The 20876-nt window shown below is 74.7% G+C and carries 10 protein-coding genes; 9 read left to right on the plus strand and 1 reads right to left on the minus strand.

All coding sequences use genetic code 11. The features are described 5' to 3' along the window. The first annotated feature begins 151 nt into the window (after nucleotides 1-151). The 9 genes from ACIQUR_RS18380 (at nucleotide 152) to ACIQUR_RS18420 (ending at nucleotide 14509) form a co-directional block, all read left to right on the plus strand. Nucleotides 152-7396: an amino acid adenylation domain-containing protein gene (locus tag ACIQUR_RS18380; RefSeq protein ID WP_403665225.1), complete on the plus strand. Its 7245-nt coding sequence runs from the start codon at nucleotides 152-154 to the stop codon at nucleotides 7394-7396. Next, nucleotides 7396-7602, plus strand: a complete 207-nt coding sequence (locus ACIQUR_RS18385) for an MbtH family protein (protein WP_403665227.1) — start codon at nucleotides 7396-7398, stop codon at nucleotides 7600-7602. Before ACIQUR_RS18380 ends, ACIQUR_RS18385 begins: the two co-directional genes overlap by 1 nt. Before the next feature lie 155 nt (nucleotides 7603-7757). Continuing rightward, on the plus strand, nucleotides 7758-8198 hold the full coding sequence (locus ACIQUR_RS18390; protein WP_403665229.1) for a cobalamin B12-binding domain-containing protein: 441 nt from the start codon (nucleotides 7758-7760) through the stop codon (nucleotides 8196-8198). Next, nucleotides 8195-9529 (plus strand): methylaspartate mutase, encoded by a 1335-nt coding sequence (locus ACIQUR_RS18395; protein ID WP_403665231.1) that lies wholly within the window; start codon nucleotides 8195-8197, stop codon nucleotides 9527-9529. The genes ACIQUR_RS18390 and ACIQUR_RS18395 overlap by 4 nt, the downstream gene beginning before the upstream one ends. Before the next feature lie 131 nt (nucleotides 9530-9660). Next, nucleotides 9661-10581, plus strand: a complete 921-nt coding sequence (locus ACIQUR_RS18400; RefSeq protein WP_403665558.1) for an asparagine synthetase A — start codon at nucleotides 9661-9663, stop codon at nucleotides 10579-10581. After that, entirely contained in the window at nucleotides 10578-11897 is a 1320-nt protein-coding gene (locus ACIQUR_RS18405; protein WP_403665233.1) for a glutamate synthase-related protein, read from the plus strand. Before ACIQUR_RS18400 ends, ACIQUR_RS18405 begins: the two co-directional genes overlap by 4 nt. Next, complete coding sequence (locus ACIQUR_RS18410; protein ID WP_403665235.1) at nucleotides 11894-12319, plus strand: hypothetical protein; 426 nt, start codon at nucleotides 11894-11896, stop codon at nucleotides 12317-12319. The genes ACIQUR_RS18405 and ACIQUR_RS18410 overlap by 4 nt, the downstream gene beginning before the upstream one ends. Before the next feature lie 65 nt (nucleotides 12320-12384). Further along, entirely contained in the window at nucleotides 12385-13752 is a 1368-nt protein-coding gene (locus ACIQUR_RS18415; RefSeq protein WP_403665237.1) for an MFS transporter, read from the plus strand. A 7-nt stretch (nucleotides 13753-13759) separates the two neighbouring features. Then, a complete protein-coding gene (locus ACIQUR_RS18420; protein ID WP_403665239.1) occupies nucleotides 13760-14509 on the plus strand; it encodes a 4'-phosphopantetheinyl transferase family protein in 750 nt (249 codons plus the stop codon). A gap of 114 nt (nucleotides 14510-14623) precedes the next feature. Here the strand turns inward: ACIQUR_RS18420 and ACIQUR_RS18425 are convergent, their stop codons facing one another. Further along, nucleotides 14624-20800 (minus strand): phospholipase A2, encoded by a 6177-nt coding sequence (locus tag ACIQUR_RS18425; protein ID WP_403665241.1) that lies wholly within the window; start codon nucleotides 20798-20800, stop codon nucleotides 14624-14626. Between the last annotated feature and the right edge of the window lie 76 nt (nucleotides 20801-20876).

Raw genomic sequence — 20876 nt, forward strand, 5'->3', positions numbered from 1 at the left:
CCCACCCCCGTGCCCGCACCCCGCACCCCGCACCCCGCACCGCCGCCCAACCTGCCTGCCGCACTGCCGGTCCCGGCGGGTGCGCGTTCCTACCGTGGTCGCAGCGAGGGCCGAGTGGCCTCTCCGCCCCACCCCGTCTGGAGGATCTGCGATGCCCTCGACCGACGTACTGGACGGCGGGCCCGCCGTACGCCCGGCGCCCCCGGCGCTGGAGCGGATCACCGCCCGGGTCGCCGAGGACCCGGAGCGGACCGCCCTGGTGCACGGCGAGACCCGGATGAGTTACGGAGAGCTGGCGCTGGCCGTCGCCTTCCGCGCCGACGAGCTGGCCGCGGCCGGTGCCGGGCCGGGGCGGCTGGTGGCCCTGCACCGGCGCCGGGGGGTGGACGCGGTGGTCAGCCTGCTGGCCGTGCTGCGGACCGGTGCCGCGTACCTGCCGCTCGACCCGGACGCCCCGGCCGCCCGGAACGCCGCCATCCTGCGCGACGCGGCCGGCGGGGTGCCCGTGCCGTCGGGCGAGCGGGACCTGGTGCTGCCGGCCCGGGAGGACGTCGTCCCCGGCGACGCGTACGTCATCTACACCTCCGGCTCCACCGGCACCCCCAACGGCGTGGTGGTCGGGCAGGAGGCCCTGGCCCACTTCATCGCCGGCGCCACCGCCGCGTACGGGATCGGCCGCGACGACGTGGTGCTGCAGTTCGCGCCGCTGCACTTCGACGCCAGCGTCGAGGAGGTCTTCCTGACCCTGGGCGCCGGCGCCACGCTGGTGCTGCGCGACGACGAGATGCTCGACGTGCCGGGGCTGCTGGACGGCTGCGCGCGGCACGGGATCACGGTGCTGGACCTGCCGACCGCGTACTGGCACGAGCTGGCCCACGCGGTCTCCGCCGGCCTGGCCGGACTGCCGGCCACGCTGCGGACCGTCGTGATCGGCGGGGAGGCGGCACTGCCGGAGCGGGTGGCGCAGTGGTCCCGGGCGGCCGGGTCCGTGCGGCTGCTCAACACGTACGGGCCCACCGAGGCCACCGTGGTCGCCACCGTCGCCGACCTGACGGGGTACACCGGGGGCCCGGTGCCCATCGGGCGGCCCCTGCCGGGGGTGCGCGCGGCCGTGGTGGAGGGTGAACTGTGGCTGCTGGGCGGCGGGCTGGCCCGCGGCTACCTCGGGCGGCCGGAACTGACGGAGCGCCGGTTCACCTCCCTGGACGGGGAGCGCGCCTACCGGACCGGGGACCTGGTGACCGTGCGGCAGGACGGGCAGCTGGGCTTCCGGGGCCGGTCCGACGACGAGTTGAAGATCAACGGCCACCGGGTGGACCCGGCGTCCGTGGAGTCGGTGCTCTCGGCGCACCCGGCGGTCCGCGAGGCGGCCGTGGTGGCGCAGCGGCCCGCGGAGGGCGTCGTCCGGCTGGTGGCCTTCGTGGTCGCGGACGGGCTGACGGCGGCGGAGCTGCGGGCGCACGTGCGGGCGGAGCTGCCGCCGGCCGCCGTGCCGGGCGCCTTCGGCCTGGTGGCGGCGCTGCCGCGGACCGCGTCCGGGAAGATCGACCGCCGGCTGCTGCGGGACACGGTGCCGCAGGAGCGGGACGCGGCGCCGGTGCGGGAGGCCGCGCCGACCTTCGAGCCGCCGGCCGAGGAGGACCGGGTGCCGCTGTCGTACGCGCAGCGCAGGCTGTGGTTCCTGGCCGCGCTGGAGGGGCCCTCGGCGAGCTACAACGCCCCGTTCGTGCTGCGGCTGGACGGGGTCCCGGACCGGGCGGCGCTGACCGCGGCGCTGGCCGACGTGGCGGAGCGGCACGAGGTGCTGCGGACGGTCTACCCGGCGCCGGCGGGCGGTGACCCGTACCAGCACGTGCTGGAGGGGGTGGAGGTGCCGCTGGAGGTGCACGCGTGCGGGGCCGGCGAGGTGGCCGGGCGGGTCGCGGCGGCCTGTGCGTACGCCTTCGACGTGGCGCGTGAACTCCCGCTGCGGGCCGAGTTGTTCGTGGGCGACGACGGTACGGCCACGCTGGTGCTGCTGCTGCACCACATCGCCACCGACGGCTGGTCCGTCGGGCCCCTGCTGCGCGACCTCGACCGGGCCTACCGGGCGCGGCTGGCGGGCGGGGAGCCCGGGTGGGAGCCGCTGCCGGTGCAGTACGCCGACTACACGCTCTGGCAGCACGAGCTGCTGGGCGACCCCGACGACCCGGACGGCATGGCGGGACGGCAGCTGGCGCACTGGCGGGCGGCCCTGGACGGCATGGCGCAGGAGGCGGCGCTGCCCTTCGACCGGCCGCGGCCGGCCGAGCCGAGCGGGGCGGGAGCGACGTTGGTCGGGCGGGTGGACGCGAGGACGCACCGGCGGCTGGCGGAGGTGGGCGCCGAGCACGGCGCGAGTTCGCTGATGGTGTTCCAGACCGCTCTGGGCCTGGCCCTGGCGGCCGCCGGGGCGGGCGACGACCTGGGGATCGGCACGCCGGTGGCGGGCCGGGGCGACGAGGCGCTCGACGAGCTGGTCGGCTTCTTCGTGAACACCCTGGTGCTGCGCACGGACGTGTCGGCCGGGCCGGGCGGGGACTCCTTCGGGGAGCTGGTGGAGCGGGTCAGGGACGCCGACCTGGCCGCGTACGCGCACCAGGAGCTGCCGTTCGACCTGCTGGTGGAGCGGCTGAACCCGCGGCGTTCGCTGGCGCTGAACCCCTTCTTCCAGGTGATGCTGACGGTCCAGCAGGAGGACGGCCCCGGGGACGGCACCGGGGACGGTTCGGAGCGCGGGGGCGGGGCCGGGGTCCCGCTGGGCGATCTGCGCGGCCGCTTCGCCGAGACCGGCCTGGCGGCGGTCAAGTTCGACCTGAGCCTGTCGTGCGTGGAGCGGCGCGACGCCGCGGGCGACCCCGCAGGGGTCGAGGTGTGGTGCGAGTACGCCGAGGACCTGTTCGACGAGGAGACCGGCCGGCTGCTCCTCGACCTGTACGTACGGACCCTCGCGGCCTGCGCCGCGCGGCCCGGGGAACGCCCGGACCCGGCGGAGCTGCTGGGCGCGGACGCGGCGGCGCTGGCGGCCCGGCGGGAGCGGCGGGCCGGAGCGGCGTCCGCCGGGGCGGTCCTCCCCGGCACCGCCCGGGAGGACGGGGCCGGCGACGGGACCGCCCGGCCCGGTCCGGTGCGCGGTGCGTCCGGTCCGGCGGCCGTCACGGAGATCCTGTGCGGGCTGTTCGCCGAGGTGATCGGCCGGGACCGGGTGGGCCCGGAGGACGACTTCTTCGCCGTCGGCGGCCACTCGATGATGGGCATCCGGCTGGTCAACCGCATCCGGGCCGTCCTCGGCCTGGAGGCGCGCATCCGGGACCTGTTCATCGCGCCCACCCCGGCCGCGCTGGCCCGGCACCTGACGGAGCGTGCGGCGCCCACGGCGCGGCCCGCGCTGGTGCCGGCCGAGCGGCCCGAACCGGTGCCGCTGTCGTACGCGCAGCGCCGGCTGTGGTTCATCGACCAGCTGGAGGGGCCGAGCCGTTCGTACAACATCCCCTTCGCGCTCCGCCTGGACCGGCCGCTGGACCCGGCGGTGCTGGCCGACGCGCTGGCCGACGTGGCCGGGCGGCACGAGGTGCTGCGCACGGTGTACCCGGTGGTCGACGGGCGGCCGTACCAGAGCGTGCTGGAGTCGGCGCGGCCGGCGCTGGGCGTGGTGCGGACCTCCCCGGAGAACCTGGCGGCGGCGATCGACGCGGCCACCGGGCACGTCTTCGACCTGGCCCGGGAGATCCCGTTCCGTGCCTGGCTGCTGGAGGCCGGGCCCGCGGAGGGGCAGGTCCTGGTGCTGCTGGTGCACCACATCGCGGCGGACGGCTGGTCCACGGCGCCGCTGCTGGCCGACCTCGCCGAGGCCTGCCGGGCGCGGGCGGGCGGTGCCGCGCCGGAGTGGGAGCCGCTGCCGGTGCAGTACGCCGACTACGCGCTCTGGCAGCGGGAGCTGCTGGGCTCGGCCGACGAGCCGGGTGGCGAACTGGCCCGGCACCTGGGGTTCTGGAAGGAGCGGCTGGCCGGGGCGCCGCCGGTGCTGGAGGTGACCGGGGCGCGGACGCGCCCGGCGGAGGCCTCGCACCGGGGCGCGGGGACGGCGTTCGGGCTGGACGCGGAGACGCACCGGGCGCTGGCCCGGCTGGCGCAGGAGCGCGGGGTCACGCTGTTCATGGTGGTGCAGGCGGCGCTGGCGGCCGTGCTGACCCGGCACGGTGCGGGTACGGACCTGCCGCTGGGCACGGTGGTAGCGGGCCGGGACGACGAGGCGCTGGACCGGCTGGTGGGGTTCTTCGTGAACACGCTGGTGCTGCGGTGCGACACCTCGGGCGATCCGACGTTCGGGGAGCTGCTGGCCCGGGTCCGGGAGACGGACCTGGCGGCGTACGCGCACCAGGAGCTGCCGTTCGACCAGCTGGTGGAGCACCTCAACCCGCAGCGGTCCACCGCCCACCACCCGCTGGTGCAGGTGGTGCTCCAGGTGCACCCGGCCGAGCCGGCGGGTGACGGGGACTCGCCGCTGGCGGGCACGCCGGTGGCGTTCGACAGCGGGTTCACGAAGTTCGACCTGACGGTGCAGCTGTGGGAGGCGGAGGACGCGGCGGGCGGGCCGGCGGGCCTGTCCGGGGTGCTGGAGTACGCGACCGACCTGTACGACGCCCCGGTGGCCGCGCAACTGGCGGAGCACCTGTGCCGGGTCCTGCGGGCGGCCGCGGCCGACCCGGAGGTGGCGATCGGTGACGTCCGGCTGCTGGACGCGGCGGAGGAGCACCGGCTGCTGACGGCGTACAACGACACGGCGGCGCCGGCCGCCCCCTGCGGGCTGGTGCACGAGGTGTTCGCGGCGCGGGCCCGGCGTACCCCGGACGCGCCGGCCGTGTCGTACGGGGACGAGACCCTCACGTACGCCGAGCTGGACGCCCGGGCCAACGTGCTGGCGCACCGGCTGCTGGCGGCGGGGGTGGGCCGGGACGACGCGGTCGGGGTGCTGATGGACCGCACCCCGGACCTGCCGGCCGCGGCGCTGGCGGTGCTCAAGTGCGGTGCGGCGTACGTCCCGCTGGACCCGCGGCTGCCGGACGCCCGGGTGCGCATGGTGATGGAGGACGTGGCGGCGTCGGTGCTGCTGACGCAGGAGGCGCACCTGGAGTCGGCGCCGGTCCGGCAGGAGCGGGCGCACGGTGTCCGGGTGCTGGCGGCCGACTCCCCGGCCCCCGGGGGCACCCCGGAGCACGACCCGGGGATCGAGGTGGGCGAGGACGCGCTGATGTACGTGATGTTCACCTCGGGCTCCACCGGGCGGCCCAAGGGCGTGGGCGTGACCCACCGCAACGTGGTGGAGCTGGCCGCCGACCGGTGCTGGGACATGGCCAACCACCGCCGGATGCTGGTCCATTCGGCGATCGGGTTCGACGCCTCGACGTACGAGCTGTGGGTGCCGCTGCTGGGCGGCGGCGAGCTGGTCGTGGCGCCGGGCGACGGCACGGACGTGGCCGAGCTGGACGCGGTGGTCCGCGAACGCGGCGTGACGGCGGCCTACTTCACCATGGGCCTGTTCCACATCATGGCCGACGAGGGCCTGGAGACGCTGAAGCTGCTGCGGGAGGTGTGGACGGGCGGTGACGTGGCCTCGCCGGCGGCCCTCCAGCGGGTGCTGGACCACTGCCCGGACACGGTGCTCGTGCACTCGTACGGGCCGACCGAGACCACCTTCGCCTCGCACCACCAGCGCTTCGAGACCTCCCAGCGGGAGCTGCCCGGGGTGTTCCTGGGCGCGGCGATGGACAACACCCGGATCCACGTGCTGGACGGGCGGCTGCGGCCGGTGCCGGTGGGCGTGCCGGGCGAGATGTACATCGCCGGCTCGCACGTGGCGCGCGGTTACGTCGGCCGGCCGGGGCTCACGGCGGAGCGGTTCGTGGCCGACCCGTTCGGCGCGGACGGCGGGCGGATGTACCGGACCGGCGACCTGGTGCACTGGACGCCCGGCGGTGAACTGCGGTTCATCGGGCGGGCGGACGGCCAGGTCAAGCTGCGCGGCTTCCGGATCGAGCCGGGTGAGATCGAGGCGACGCTGGCCCGGCACCCGTCCGTGGGGCAGGCGGCGGTGGTGGTCTTCGAGGACCGTCCGGGCGACAAGCGCCTCGTCGCGTACGTGGTCCCGCGCGCCGGCGGCGCCGGGGTGGACCGGGACGCCCTGCTGGCCTGGGCGGCGCAGGAGCTGCCGGAGCACATGGTGCCGGCCGCGCTGACGGTCCTGGACGCGATCCCGCTGACGGTGAACGGCAAGCCCGACCGGGCGGCGCTGCCGGCGCCGGAGCTGCGGGCGGCGCCCTCGGGGCGGCGGCCGCGCAACCCGCGCGAGGAGGTGCTGTGCGGGCTGTTCGCGGAGATCCTGGGGCTGCCCGAGGTGGGCATCGACGACAACTTCTTCGCCCTGGGCGGGCATTCGCTGCTCGGTGTGCGGCTGGTCAGCCGGATGCGGACGGTGCTGGGCGTCGAGCGCGGGGTGCGGGACCTGTTCCGCACCCCGACGGTGGCGGGCCTGCTGGGCGGGGACGGGCAGGAGGACGGCGCGTTCGACCCGATGGGCGTGCTGCTGCCGCTGAGCACGCGGGGCACGCAGCTGCCGCTGTTCTGCATCCACCCGGGTACGGGCGTGGGCTGGCCGTACGCGGGCCTGGCCCAGCACCTGGGTCCCGACCAGCCGCTGTACGCGATCCAGGCGCGGGCCCTGAGCGAGCCCGGCCACTCGCCGGCGAACGTCGAGGAGATGGTGGAGGACTACCTGGAGCGGATCCGGCAGGTGCAGCCCTGGGGCCCCTACCGCTTCCTCGGCTGGTCCTTCGGCGGGACAGTGGCGCACGCCCTGGCCGCCCGGCTCGAGGAGCTGGGCGAGCGCACCGAGCTGATCGCGATGATGGACGTGCACCTGCTGCCGACCGAGCCGGTCCGCCGGGCCATGACCCCGGCGCAGAAGCGGGACATGCTGGTGGGCGACACGGATGAGCCCGAGGACGCGCCGTTCGACGTGGGCGCCCTGATCGAGCTGGTCCGGGCGCAGGACCCGGTGCTCGGCGGGTTCTCCGACGAGGAGATCACCTCGGTGATCGGGGCCTCGGTCAACCACGCCGAGATCATGAACCTGTACGCGCCGCGCCGGGTGACGGCCGACCTCCTGTTCTTCTCGGCGACGGAACCGGGCGTGCCGACGGACGCCCTGGTGACCAACTGGATTCCGTACGTCGACGGCGCCGTGGAGAACCACGTCATCGACTCCATTCACACGAGAATGGGCGAGCCGGAACCGCTCGCCCGTATCGGCCGCGCACTTTCCGAGAAATTGCAGACCCTTTCCCGCACCCGCGAGAATTACCCGACGAGGAGCCAGTGATGACCAATCCTTTCGACGACAACGAGGGCACGTTCTACGTCCTGGTGAACGAGGAGGGCCAGCACTCGCTGTGGCCCGGCTTCGCCGAGATCCCGGCCGGCTGGCAGATCGCCCGAGGTGAGGGCAGTCGGGCCGAGGCGGTGGCGTACGTCGAGGAGCACTGGACGGACATCCGGCCGAAGAGCCTCGTCGCGCAGTACGCCTGACACCGGCCCCGGAAATCCTTTTGCGAGCCGTGTCCGCGGCGCTTTCACAGCGCCGCGGACACGGCTTTTCCATTTCTCGCCGGCAGACCGGGACTTCCCTCTTCCTGCCGCTCCAACTTCCCCTTCCATTCCGGCTTGCCGCCGATAATTCCATCATGCGACGAGGGACTTTGAAGATTCTGCTGAGCGGCACGGCATCGGATTCCCACACATGGAACCTGGTCTACCTGCAGCTCTTCCTGGAGGAGCTGGGACACCGGGTCGTCAACCTCGGCCCCTGTGTCACGGGCGACCTGCTGGCCGCGGCCTGCCACGAGCACGCCCCGGACCTGCTGGTCATCAGCAGCGTCAACGGCCACGGCTACCGGGACGGGCTGACCGCCGTGTCCCGGGTGCGCCGCGAGCCGGCACTGGCGGCCCTGCCCGTGGTGATCGGCGGGAAGCTGGGGGTCGCCGGGGTCAGGGACCCGGCCGCCGCGGCGCGGCTCACCGCCGCCGGCGTCGACCGGGTCTTCGACGACGGGGACGTGGCGGCGCTGCGCTCCTACGTCGGCGCACTGGCGGAGGACCTCTCCCCCGCCCGGGTCCCGGCATGACCGCCGGGACCCTCGCCGCGCCGGCCGCGGCCCCGGCCGCCGGGGCCGGGGCCCTGGAGGCCCCGTCCTTCGGGGGGTTCGTGGCCGCGGCGGCGGCCGGGGGGCGGCTGGTGGTGCAGCCGCGGATGGGATTCTCCGACCCCGGCCTGATGCGGGCCGGCCTGGCCGCCACCCGGGGGGCCGCAGCCACCTCGGTCGGCACCCTGACCATCGACAGCTACACCCGGGTGGGCGACCAGGCGGCGGCCCGGGCCTGCCTGGCGGAGGGGGTGCCCCTCAACGGCTACCCCATCGCCACCCACCCCGGGCACGAGACCCGGGCCCTGCTCGACGGGGTGCTGGACGCGTCGTTCCCGGTTCAGGTCCGGCACGGCTCGTCCCGCCCCGAGGCGATCATCCGGGCGCTGGCCGCGGCCGGCCTGGACGCCACCGAGGGCGGCCCGGTCTCGTACTGCCTGCCCTACGGCCGCACCCCGCTCGGGGAGTCGGTGGACAACTGGGCGCGCGGCTGCGAGCTGCTGGCGGCCCTGGCGCCCGCCCCGCGGGTGCCGCACCTGGAGAGTTTCGGCGGCTGCATGCTGGGGCAGCTCTGCCCGCCCGGCCTGCTGGTCGCCCTCAGCCTGCTGGAGGGGCTGTTCTTCGTCCGGCACGGCATCCGCAGCGTCTCGCTGAGCTACGCGCAGCAGACCGACCCGGGCCAGGACGCGGAGGCGGTACGGGCGCTGCGCCGGCTCGCGGCCGAGTTCCTGCCGCCCGAGGTGGACCGGCACGTCGTGCTCTACACGTACATGGGCGTCTACCCGCGCACCCCGCACGGGGCGGTCCGGCTGCTGGAGGCCTCGGCGCGGCTGGCGGTCCGGGCGGGCGCCGCCCGGCTGATCGTCAAGACGGCCGCGGAGGCGCACCGCATCCCGACCGTCGCGGAGAACGTACGCGCCCTGGAGACGGCGGCGGCCACCGCGGCCCTCACCGAACGGCCCCCGGAGGGCGACGAGTTCACCGACAGCGAGGTGTACGCGGAGGCGCGGACGCTCGTGGAGGCGGTGCTCTCCCTCTCCCCCGACCCGGGCCGGGCCCTGCGCACCGCGTTCGCCCGGGGCCACCTCGACGTCCCGTACTGCCTGCACCCGGACAACGCGGGCCGGTCCCGCAGCTTCGTGGACCGGGACGGGCGGCTGCGCTGGTCGGCGGCCGGGGCGATGCCGGTCGCGCCGTCGGCGGTGACCGGCGGACGCACCGCGATGACGGCGGACCGGCTGCTCGCGGCGGTGCACGGCGTCGCCGCCCGCTTCGACCGAGAGACCACTTCACCGACGGATCCAAGGAGTTGACCATGCAGGAGTCGTACGAGGACCAGCCGGCGAGCCGGACCGGGGGCCGGGCCGCGGAGCAGCCCGAGGAGCAGGCCGCGGGGCCGCTGCCGCTGGGCGCCCACCTGCGCTCGCCGCGGCTGCGGGCGGCGATGCTCGTCCAGCAGGAGGCGCTGTTCGCGGCCCGTGCGTTCCTGCGCGGCGAGGGCTTCACGGAGCTGCTGCCGCCGCTGGTGGGCCCGGTCACGGACCCGGGCGGACGCGGCGCCAAGGCGCTGGACGTGGACTACTACGGGCACCCGTACAAGCTGATGACCAGCGCGATCCTGTACAAGCAGGCCTCGCTGCGCGGCTTCCCGAAGCTGTTCTACATCGCGCCGAACGTGCGGGTGGAGCCGCCGGAGACCGCGGGGACCGGCCGGCACCTGGTCGAGTTCCACCAGATCGACGTGGAGCTGGCGGGCGGCAGCCGCCGCGACGCCCAGGAGGTCGCGGCCGGACTGCTGACGCACGTGGTGCGGCACGTCTGGGCGGCCGTACCCGAGGTGCTGCGCGAACTCGGCCGCGACGAGCTGGACTTCGCGGAACTGCTGGCCGGCAAGTTCGACACCTGCACGCACGAGGAGGCGGTGGCGCGGCTGACCGGCCGGGGGCACGCGCAGAGCCCGGACGCGGAGATCGACTGGGCGGGTGAGCGGCTGCTGTCCCTGGAGGCGGACCGGCCGTTCTTCATCGAGGACTACCCCAAGGGCTCGCGCGGCTTCTACGACCGCGAGGACCCCGAACGCCCGGGTGTCCTGCGGAACTTCGACCTGATCGCGCACGGCGGCTACGGCGAGCTGGTCAGCGGCAGCGAGCGCGAGGCGGACTACGCGACGATCGTGACCCGGATGCGGGAGAGCGGGGAGAACCCGGCGAAGTACGCCTGGTACCTCGACCTGGCCCGCGAGGGCATCCCCGCCAGTGCCGGCTTCGGCATGGGCGTGCAGCGGCTGGTCCGCTTCCTGACCGGGCTCGACGCCCTCTGGCAGGTCAGCGCGTACCCGAAGCTCCCCGGGGTGGTGGCGCCGTGAGCGGGCTGCGGGCGGCCGGGTTCCCCGAGCACGAGGTGCGCGCGCGGGCCCGGAACGGCACGGCGGAGGTGTTCCCCGCGGCTGGTTCGTACGGCGGGGAGCTGTTCGGGGCGCGCGGGACGCACGCGCACGACGAGCTGGACCGGGCGCGGCTGGCGCCGCCGGTGTTCATGCCGCTGCGCCTGGAGAAGCTGATCGAGCTGGGCCGCGAGCCGGGGTACGAGGACGTGGACCTGCGCACCGGCATCGGCGGGTTCGCCGCCGAGCTGCCCCTGTACCTCTCGGCGTTCGGGTCGACCCGGGCCGGCAGCGGCGACCTCGGGGTGGCCGCCTCCCGCCAGGCGGCGCGGCTGGGCGTCCCGATGGTGATCGGCGAGAACATGGTGCCGGTGCACGGCTACTGGCGCGGGGACGGGGCCGTCCGCTCGGCGCTGCTGGCGCGGATCGCGGCGTACGCGGAGGAACTCCCCGACGGGGTGGGCGGCGTGGTGGTGCAGCAGTCCACGGAGGACGCCGACTCGGAGGTGTGGAACCTCGTCTACAGCGACCCGGGGACCCGGCCGCTGCTGGAATCCGGGCGGCTGGCGTTCGAGCTGAAGACCGGGCAGGGCGCGAAGCCCGGGCTCGGCGGGATGACCGTGGTCGGGGCGGCCGAGGCGGAGCGGCTGGCCGGGCGGTTCGACGTGCGGGAGGTCTTCGGGGAGGACTCGGAGCACCGGCTGCGCTGCGCCACGGCCGGGACCTTCACACAGGAGATCGTGCGCCAGCAGCTGCGGTTCATGCGGAACAACTTCCCCAAGGCCAGGACGTGGGTGAAGTTCCACCCGGGCCGGGACGTGGCGGAGGCCGCGGCGACGGCCTGGGCGGCCGGCGCGGACGCGGTGACGGTGGACGGCGCGGAGGGCGGTACCGGCTGGGCGCCCCGGGTCTTCCTGGACCAGGTGGGGCTGAGCCTCGCGGAGTGCCTGCACCGGATCGGCCGGCCGGCGGGCTGTCTGCTGGCCTCGGGCCGGATGTGGGAGGGCGGGCGCGCGGTACGGGCGCTGGCCCTGGGCGCCCGCGCGGTGGGCCTGGGCCGGGCGGCGCTGATCGCCGTGGACGAGGACCCGGAGGCGGGCCTGGTCCGGCTGGCGGAGGCCCTCGCGCTGGAGATCCGCCTGCTGACGGGTGCGCTCGGCAAGTACCGTACGGACGCCCTCGACCCGGCGGACCTGTGGTGGCCGGACGCGCCGGCGGTGCCGTCCCGTGCCGCCGCTCCGGAGGGGGAGGGCACGGCGGGACACGCCGCTCCCGCCCCGACGGGGAGCACGCGGTGACCCGGCGGGGCCTCCCCACCACGCGCGGCCGGGCCGGGGCGCTCGTGGCCGGGCGGGTCGCTTCGGGGCTGCCGCGGCACCCGGGCGCCGGGCGCTCCCGCGGGCCGGCCTCCGTACGGCCGGGTGGCCGCGCCGAGGCCGCGCGGACCCCGGCCGGGGGCCGCGGGCAGGTGCTGGCGCGGTTCACCTTCGGGCCGTTGCCGGGCGTCGAGGTCCGCCCCGCCCCGGCGGGCGCCGGGTGCGGCGCGGCCGCCGTACGGGTGCTGGCCGCGCACGGGCGGCCGTACCTCGGCGGGCTGCTGGAGCTGCGCACCACGGGCCGCCCCTCTGCGGCGGCCCGGCGGCGGGCCGCCGCGCTGGCCGTGACCTCCGCCCTCCGCGGCGGCCCCGGCGTGGCACGGGTGCGGTCCGCCGCGCCCTGACGCCGCCCACCCCTTCCTCTGGTCTTTCCCTCTCCCTCCCGATGACAGAAGCAGGCAGGTACTCGATGGACAGCTCCGCACGCCCGGCCACCCTCCACTGGGGGAAGGTGGGCTCGCTCGTCGGCGGTCAGGCCGCCGTACAGCTGGGCAGTTTCGCCCTGCTGATCGCCATGAACTGGACGGCGGTGCAGATCGGCGGCACCGGTGCCGTCACCCTGCTGATGCTGGCGGCCACCGTGCCCAGGGCGCTGATGCTGGTCTTCGGCGGGGCCGTGGCCGACGTCCTCGGGCCGCGCTGGGTGCTGCTGCGCACCACCACCGCGCGGGTCGCGGTGCTCGCCGCGGGCACGGTGATCACCGCGTCGACGGACCGGCTGTGGCCGCTGGCCCTGGTCGCCCTGGTGGAGGGGGCGCTGCTGGGGCTGGCCGGGCCGGCCTCGGGGGTGCTGATGCCGCAGCTCGCGGCGCCGGAGCACCTGGCCCGCGCCAACTCCCTGTACGCGATGGTGCTGCGGATCGCACCGGTCCTCGGGGCGCCCGCGGGTGCCTGGCTGATCACGGTCGGGGAGCTGTGGGTGGCGCTGGCGGTGGCCGCGGTCACCGGCCTGGTGTGGCTGGGCTGCCTGCTGTACGTCACGCACGGCTTCCGGCGGCCCGACCCCGAGCCGGGTGTGTCGATGGTGAAGCGGTCCGGCGACGGTTTCCGGCTGCTGGCCCGGAACCCGCGGCTGCGCTGGATGTTCGTGGCGTCGTTCTGCCTGGACCTGGCCTTCGGCTGGCCGGCCGAGGTGGCGCTGCCGCTGCTGGTGGACGAGCGGGGCTGGGGCGTCGGCGCGGTGGGCGTGGTGCTGGCCGCGTTCAGCGTGGGCGCGCTGGGGTCGAGCGCGCTGGGCGCGGTGCTGGCGCACCGGATCTCGCTGTTCGTACGGCTGGTGGTGTCCGGGGCCGGGCTGGCGGTCGGCATCCTCGTGATGGCGCTGATGCCGTCGGTCGTCTCGCTGACCGTGGTGGCGGCCCTGGTGGGGCTGCTGTCCGGGCTGAACGGGCCGGCGCTGGTGACGGTGTACCAGCAGGCGGCGCCGGAGGACCGGATGGGCGCGGCGATGTCCACGCTGTCGCTGGCCGGCATCGGCACGGCCCCGCTGTCGATCGCGGTGTTCAGCAGTCTGGCGCTGGTGCTGGGCGTGCAGACGACCTGGCTGATCTGCGGGACGGTGGCCTTCGTCTCGCCGGTGGCCGCGCTGCTGGCCCTGCGCCACCCGGTCGCGTCCGAGCAGCCGGCCGAGGAGGCGTCCGCCGGGCAGGCGCCCGCCGCCGCGGCACCCGCCGGGCAGGCCACCGCCGGGCAGGCGCCCGCCGGGGTCACGCCGGCGGCTGCCGCCGCCGACGCCTCCGGAGCCGTACTCGTCAGTCCCTCCCCCGCATCCGTGTGAGGTTGCCATGTCACGTGTGATCGCCCCTCCCGAGCTGATCGCCCCTCCCGAGCCCCGGGCTCCCCTTTCCCCCACCCCCCTCGCCGCCCTGTACGTGGCCCCGCCCCCGGTGCCCGGGGCCGGCGCGGCCCCGCAGGTGTGGCTGGTCGAGACCGCCGTGCACCGCGCGTCCTCGGCGCGGCTGGCGCCGGCCACCCTGGACCCCCAGGAACTGGCCCGCGCGGCCGGGTTCCTGCGGGCCGAGGACCGGGACGCGTACGTCTGCGCGCACGTCGCGCTGCGCCGGCTGCTCGGCGCCTACCTCGGGCTGGCCCCGCGCGGGGTGTCCGTGTCGCGTGCGCCGTGCCCGCACTGCGCGGAGCCGCACGGCCGCCCGGTGCTGCCGGGTGACACGCTGCACTTCTCCCTCTCGCACTGCGCCGGGCTCAGCCTGCTGGCCTTCGCCGCCACCCCGGTGGGGGTGGACGTGGAGGCGGTGCCGCCGCCGGCCACGGTGGCCGAGACGGCCGACGTGCTGCACCCGCGCGAGGCCGCGGAGCTGGCGCTGCTGGACCCCGGGGAGCGGGCCCTGGCCTTCACCCGGGTGTGGACGCGCAAGGAGGCGTACCTGAAGGGCCTGGGCATCGGGCTGTCGGAGAACCCGGCCGCGGACTACGTGGGTTCGGGCCCGGTGCCGTCGCACCCGCCCGGCTGGTCGCTGAGCGATGTGGAGGTGCCGGCCGGGCACTGCGCGGCGGTGGCCCTCGAACTGCCGTGAAGCGGCGGAGGGGGCCGGAGGGAGCGGACCTGTCGGTCGCTTCCTCCGGCCCCCTCGAAGGCCGTTGTTCAGTTGTGCGGCTGTCCGTTCGGCCGGTTCAGCCGTCCCGGGTGACTACCAGGGCTTGAAGAAGCTGGAGTCACCGTGCTTCGAGACCGCCCAGTAGAAGCCGTTGGCGGCGCCGTTGCAGACCGTCTCGATGAGCTTCGGCTCGCAGATCCGCTTCTTCATGTCGTACTTGAAGCGGGAGTCGATCCGGTCCTTGTTGGCCCGGGTCCGGCGGTTCTGCTTGCGGTAGTTGCGGTAGCCGAAGTCGTGCCGGGCGCAGGGCCAGTAGAACTGGCTGGAGTAGTAGGCCAGCGGGGCCCCGATGATGATGTAGCCGTACCAGGGGGCCGAGCAGCCGTCGTCGGACCAGACCAGGTCCCGGCGGTGGCCGGAGCGGCGCTTCTCGTCCCGGAAGGCCCAGAGGCCGCGCTCGAAGAGCCAGTAGTCCGTGGCGGACCGGGCGGTGCCGGTCGGGGAGCCGTAGGCCGTGACGCTCATCGTGGAGGCCAGCGGGGTGACCTTGCAGCCGGGGCACTGGCCCAGGAGGCTGGCCGCGCCGGTGACGTCCTGGCCGCTGATCTGGCCCGCCAGGGCGCCGCCGGAGGCGAGGCCGCCCGCGTTGTCCTGGACGAAGAAGGCGCCGGTGCCGGGGCTGTACTGGATCTGGCCCTCGTCGGTGGCCTCGTTGAGCTCGATGGTGACCGAGCCGTCGGAGTCGATCGCGGCGATGCCGTTGAGGTCGTCGACCTCGGTGATCAGGGTGCGGGTGATGCCGTTCGCGCCCTGGGTCCAGACGAGCTGGTCGGCGTCGTCGTAGTGGAACTTCTGGGTCTCGGCGACGGTCCAGGTGCCGGCGTTGCCGGTCTCGATGACGGCGCCGCGCTTGCGGCCCGCCGGGTCGAGGGTCCAGGTCTGGCGGCGGTCGCCGGCGGTCTGCCGCTGGAGCAGGTCGTTGGCGAAGTAGTCCGAGGTCAGTCCGTCCGGGCTGGCGGTCAGGCGGCCGCGGCCGTCGTACTGGTAGCCCGCGTCGACGATCCGGCCGGCGGAGTCGTACGTGTGCTCGGTGGCGGTGCCGGCCGAGGTCGGGCAGCCCGCCTCGGTGGTGCCGGCGGCCGAGGCCTCGCTCTTGCGGCTGCCGTTGGCGTTGTAGGTGTACGCGTACACGCTGCAGGTGCCGGAGCCGTCCTGCGCCTCGTTGGTGGTCTTCACCAGGCGGCCGGCTGCGTCGTACGTGTTGCTGGCGACGGTCAGGCCCGAGCGGTCGAGCAGCTGGCCGTGGACCGAGGTGCTGCCGGCGCTGGCGAAGAAGGGCTCGCTCTGGCCGTCGAGGGTGTAGGAGCGGGCGACCGTCTCGCCGTTGGGCGCGTTGGTCTGGCGCATGGTGACCCCGCCGGGCAGGGTCTGCTGGACGGTCTTGCCGTCACCGTCGTACTGGCTGGTGAAGACACCGGCGGCGGAGTCGGTCACCTTGGTGGCCAGGCCGCGGGGCTCGGCGTTCGCGTCGTACTCGTAGGTGATCGTGTACGGGGCGGAGCTGGCCGTCTTGACGACCCGGTTGAGCGCGTCGTACTCGGTGGAGGTGGTGGCGCCGTCGGCGTCGGTGTACTTCACCAGGCGGCCCAGGGCGTCGTACTCGGTGGTGAGCGTGCCGTCGGCGGTGGCGGTCCTGGCGACCCGGCCGCTGTCGGCCTCGTAGGTGGTGGTGCTCTCCGCGATGGCGGTGCCGAGGCCGGTGACGCCGGTCTTCACGAGGCGTCCGGCGGCGTCGTAGGTCTTGGTGGTGACCTTGGAGGTGCCGTTGGCGGTCTCGGTGACCTTGGTCTGCTGGCCGTGGCGGTCGTACTCGAAGGTGGTGGTGGGCACCTCGTCGGGGTTGCCGTTGCCGCCGGTGATCTTGGCTGCGGGGGCGGTCTTGCAGACCAGGTCGGCCCATTCCGGCCGGCCGGAGCAGTCGCCGGTGCCGCCCGCGGACCAGTAGGTGGTGACGGTCGCCGAGGCGTCCGTGCCGCTGGAGGCGGGGATGGTCGCCAGGATCGGGCGGCCCGCGGTGTCGTACTTGGTGGTGCGGGTCACCGCGAGGGCGCCCGGGTCCTCCGTCTTGGCGGTGGGCAGGCCCTTGGCCCAGTCGTAGGCGGTGCTGATGGTACGGGTCTCGGCCTCGGCGTAGCCGGTGACCTGGACGCCGACCGTCTTCCTGGTCTCCTGGTGGCTGACCTTGGCGCTGCCGTCGGTGGGGCGGCCCTCGTCGAAGGTGGTGCGGGTGTGCTCGCGGCCGGGGACCTCGCTGCCGGCGGCGACGGCCGGGAGGCCGTTGGTGGCCGGGAGGCCGGCGGCGAGGCCGGTCAGCTTCAGCGGGCCGTAGGCGTCGGTCTCGCTGACTCCGTCGGCGCTGTAGGAGCTGGTGGAGGAGAGCAGGTCGGCGCGCTCCGCGGTGCCGAGTTCCGAGATGTTCAGCGCGTCGAGCGTCTGGGTGGCGCCGGCGGCGGTGCCCAGGGCCAGCTCGCGGTTGGCCGCGGTGAGTTCGCGGACCTGGTTGCCGAAGGTGTCGTACTCGGTGGTGGAGATGTGCCCGCCGGGTGCCGCGGTGTTGACCTGGCGGCCCGAGGCGTTGGTGTAGGTGATGGCGGCGCGCTTGTAGTCGGCGGCCGTCAGCTGGTCGCCGGTGGTGCCGGCGGGGACCTGGTCGGCGGGGAAGAGCGCGGTGGCGTCCGTGGGGACGTCGCTCTGGCCCCAGGCCGCGACCTGGGAGGCGCCCATGCCGTACGGGGCCTTGGTGCCGGTGAGCGGGACCTCGTAGACCACGGAGGTGGCGGCCGTGCCGTCGGTCTCGGTGGCCGAGCCCTGCTTGAGGGCGGGGCGGGAGGCCTTGGTCAGCATGCCCTCGCCGGCGACCGGCGAGGTGCCGGCCTTGGCGTAGGAGAAGGTCCACGCGAGTTCGCCGATGGGGGTGAGCTTGCTGACGCGGCCCGCGCTGTCGTAGTCGTACTGCGTCTTGAGCGCCGGGGAGACCCGCGGGTCCCACATCTGGCGGAGCCGGCCGGCGTTGTCGTAGGCGTAGGCGACCGCGTCGGTGGCCGTGGCGGCCGCGGCGCCCGGGTTGGTGGCCCACAGCCGGATGCCGGTGACGCGGCCGGCGTAGTCGCCGAACTGCGTGTCGGTGGCGGTGGTGGTGGCGGCGTACACGTACTCCAGGACGCGGCAGCCCTTGGTGGCCGGGGTGGCCTTGCACAGGTCGATCGAGGCGGCGCTGGTGCGGGAGACCAGGTACTTGGGCCTGGCGACCTGCTTGCCGTTCTCGGTGACGACCGTGGAGATCAGCACGGTGCTGGGGTTGGCCGGGTCGTCCGCGGGGCGGGCGGTGCCGGACAGCGTCCAGGTGTCGGTGCCCGCGGGCTTGGTGAAGGTGCTGGTGACGCCGTTGGTGTCCTTCAGCGTGTACGTGCCGTCGGCGGCCTTGGTGAGGGTGAGGCCCTCGGCGCCGGGCTCGGGCTTCCAGCCGCCGCCGGTGGTGGCGGTGAAGCCGGTCTGCTTGCCGTCGGCGTCGGTGACGGTGGCCAGGCCGGTGCCGGGCTCGCGGACCGTGGCCCAGTTGCTGCCGGTGGTGGCGAGTTCCAGGCCGGAGGCCCATTCGGGGCCGAAGATCGCGGCCTGGCCGGACTGGGCGGCGCCCTGGCCGGGGCGGCGCGAGGAGGCGCTGCGGGTGACCGACATGCCGAAGACGGTGGTGTCGGTGGAGCCGAGCGTGAAGTCACCGGTGAGGGCGTTGACGCTGCCTGGTCCGACGGGGAGGTCGGGGGCGGCGCCCGCGGCGCGGTCGACGGTGACGGTGTTGGCCGGCGAGTACTCGGTGGAGGTGCCGTCGGTGACGACGGCGCGGACGTCGGCCGGTCCGTCGGCGGTGAGCGTCTGGGTGATGTTCCAGCTCAGCTCCGGAACGACGCCGCCGGTGATGGCGACGGGCCAGGCGGCCGGGGTCGCGCCGGTGGCGGCGACCCGTACGTCGGCGAGCGGGACGTCCTTCCAGGTGTCGGTCTCGCCGCGCCGGTACTGGTAGCGCACGCCGGTGTCGCCGGGCTTGGCCTGGGCGATCAGGGCGGTGCGGCTGGCGGGGCGGTCGCCCTCGGCCGGGGCCAGGAGGGCGGCGCCGGTGCCGGCGTAGAAGGTGTACGTGACGTCGGCGGAGGCGTTGCCCGCGGCGTCCCGGGTGTGCACGGTCAGGGTGTGCTTGCCGGCCCGGAAGGTGAGGGGCTTGGTGACCGCGGCGCCGGTGGTGGCGGCGGTGGTCCAGGTGCCCGCGTCGAGCTTGTACTGGATGTCCTTCACGTCGCTGGTGGGCGGGGTGAAGGTGAAGTTGCCGGTGAAGTCGCCGTTGGAGTTGGCGGTGCCGGACCACTGGCCGGCCGGGAAGGCCGTGGAGGAGACGGCCGTGGTGGCCGGCTTGGTGGTGTCGACCGTGAAGGTCTGGAAGGCGGACCAGGTGCCGTTCCACGTGTTGCCGTCGTAGACCGCGGCGCGCCACTTGTAGCTGCCGGGGGCGAGCGCGGTGGTGGGCGTCCAGGGGGCGTTGGAGCCCGAGGCCGTGTAGGCGGACTTGCCGGTCTGGAGGGCGGCGGTGCCGTTGGCGGCCCAGATCTCGTAGGAGAGCTGGACGGTGTTGCCGTCGGCGTCGGTGGCCTTGCCGGTCAGCGTGGGGGTGGTGTCGTTGGTCGAGGCACCGGTGAGCGGGGAGACCGGCACGGCGGCGCCCGGCTTGGTGTTGTAGCTGACCGTGAGGGAGGGCTCGTACGTGGCGTTGTGCGAGCCGTCGACGTAGTTGGCGCTGCGGTAGCGACGCCAGGTCAGCGGGTCCGCCTCGTTGGCGGAGGCCACGCGGAGGCCGTAGTTGGGCTGGCCGGCCGCCCAGTCGGCGGCGATGCCGTCGATCTCCCAGGTGGACTGGCCGCCGGGGCAGGAGGTGTTGTAGCCCTTGGCGTCCTTGTTGAGGGCGGCGGAGTCGGTGGTGGTCGCCGGCTGGTTGGCCCAGGTGATGGCCGAGGGGTCCCAGGCGGCGGTGACGCGGCGCACCTGGATGCCGGCGTTGGCGGTGTTGCAGGTCGACGCGTAGTACGAGTACATGCGCAGCTTGGCGTCGAGGATCTGCTTGCCCTTGTACTTGTCCACGTTGAACTGGAGGAACGAGCGGGCCTTCTCGTTGCCGTCGTACGTGCCGGCCTTCAGCTCGGTGGAGCCGCGCTGCGAGGTCAGGTAGTCGTCGTACTGGATCCAGGTGTCGGTGACCGCGCCCATCAGGGAGTCGGTGGGGTCGATCGTCACCGGGTACTTGAGGCCCGGGTCGTTGAGGAACGCGGCGCTCGGCTTGAGGACGAGGACCTGTCCGCCGTCCTTGCCCTTCTCGATCTCCACGTCGACCGCGGCGATCTTCTCGGGCTCGCCGGAGGCCTTGTCCATCGTGGCGCCCCACATGACGGGGGCGGGCGCGGTGGCCTTGGCCTTGTTCTTGGCGTCGTCCCAGCGCAGCCGCTTGTCGGCGGTCTCCTTGAGGGTCAGGCCCTCGGCCTCGACGGGCAGGCGGTACTCGACCGGGCCCTTGGGGCGCTCGCGGAGCACGACGTTGTGGGTGAAGCCCTCCTTGAGGGCCGTGACGACGAGGTCACCGCCGGGGACGGCGTCGGGGTAGGTGGCGGTGGGGCCGTCGAGCTTCGGCTTGGGGAGCTTGCCGAGCCAGGAGACGCCGAGGGAGTGCTTGCCCTTGTCCACGGAGGCGAGGGGTTCGCCGGTGCCGCCGTCGGAGAGTTCGACGTCGGCGGCGGCCTGCTTGGGCTGCACGACGCCGTCCTCGGTGACGAGGGTCATGTCGATCGGGGCCCAGTTGCCGTGCTCGTCCTTGGCGCGGATGGCACCGGTGAAGGTCTCGACGGTGGTGGTGCCGTCGGGGTTGGCGAAGGTGGTGGTGGAGTCGGTGCGCTCGGAGAGGATCTCGATCCGGCGCTTCTGCACCTTGGCCATCAGGCGGGCGGAGGCCGCGTTGGGGGCCTCGGCCGGCCCCTTGGGCTTCTTCACCGTGGGGGCCGCCGGGGCCGTGCGGGGGGCGGACTGGGCGGTGGTGGCGAGGGCGATGCCGGTGTCGCTGATCATCAGGACGGCGATCGCGGCGGCTTGCCACATGAGCCTGCGCCGGTTGTTGGGCAGCGCTCTTCTCTCGGACGAGTCGGGTATGTCGGACTCGTTCAGGCCGGAAGGCATGGGGGAGTTACCTCACTGTGAACTGGGAGGAAGGGGGGTGATGTTCAGGACCTGAGCGGGCTCAGGGAATGGGGTG

It is taken from the genome of Streptomyces sp. NPDC101132, from assembly GCF_044759225.1.
In the GTDB taxonomy this organism is placed as follows: Bacteria; Actinomycetota; Actinomycetes; order Streptomycetales; family Streptomycetaceae; genus Streptomyces.

Coding starts and splice junctions, on each gene's coding strand:
- ACIQUR_RS18395 (WP_403665231.1), top strand. CDS start 8,195: ATGACCGCCGGGACCCTCGCCGCGCCGGCCGCGGCCCCGGCCGCCGGG.
- ACIQUR_RS18385 (WP_403665227.1), top strand. CDS start 7,396: ATGACCAATCCTTTCGACGACAACGAGGGCACGTTCTACGTCCTGGTG.
- ACIQUR_RS18425 (WP_403665241.1), bottom strand. CDS start 20,800: ATGCCTTCCGGCCTGAACGAGTCCGACATACCCGACTCGTCCGAGAGA.
- ACIQUR_RS18420 (WP_403665239.1), top strand. CDS start 13,760: ATGTCACGTGTGATCGCCCCTCCCGAGCTGATCGCCCCTCCCGAGCCC.
- ACIQUR_RS18400 (WP_403665558.1), top strand. CDS start 9,661: ATGCTCGTCCAGCAGGAGGCGCTGTTCGCGGCCCGTGCGTTCCTGCGC.
- ACIQUR_RS18390 (WP_403665229.1), top strand. CDS start 7,758: ATGCGACGAGGGACTTTGAAGATTCTGCTGAGCGGCACGGCATCGGAT.
- ACIQUR_RS18380 (WP_403665225.1), top strand. CDS start 152: ATGCCCTCGACCGACGTACTGGACGGCGGGCCCGCCGTACGCCCGGCG.
- ACIQUR_RS18415 (WP_403665237.1), top strand. CDS start 12,385: ATGGACAGCTCCGCACGCCCGGCCACCCTCCACTGGGGGAAGGTGGGC.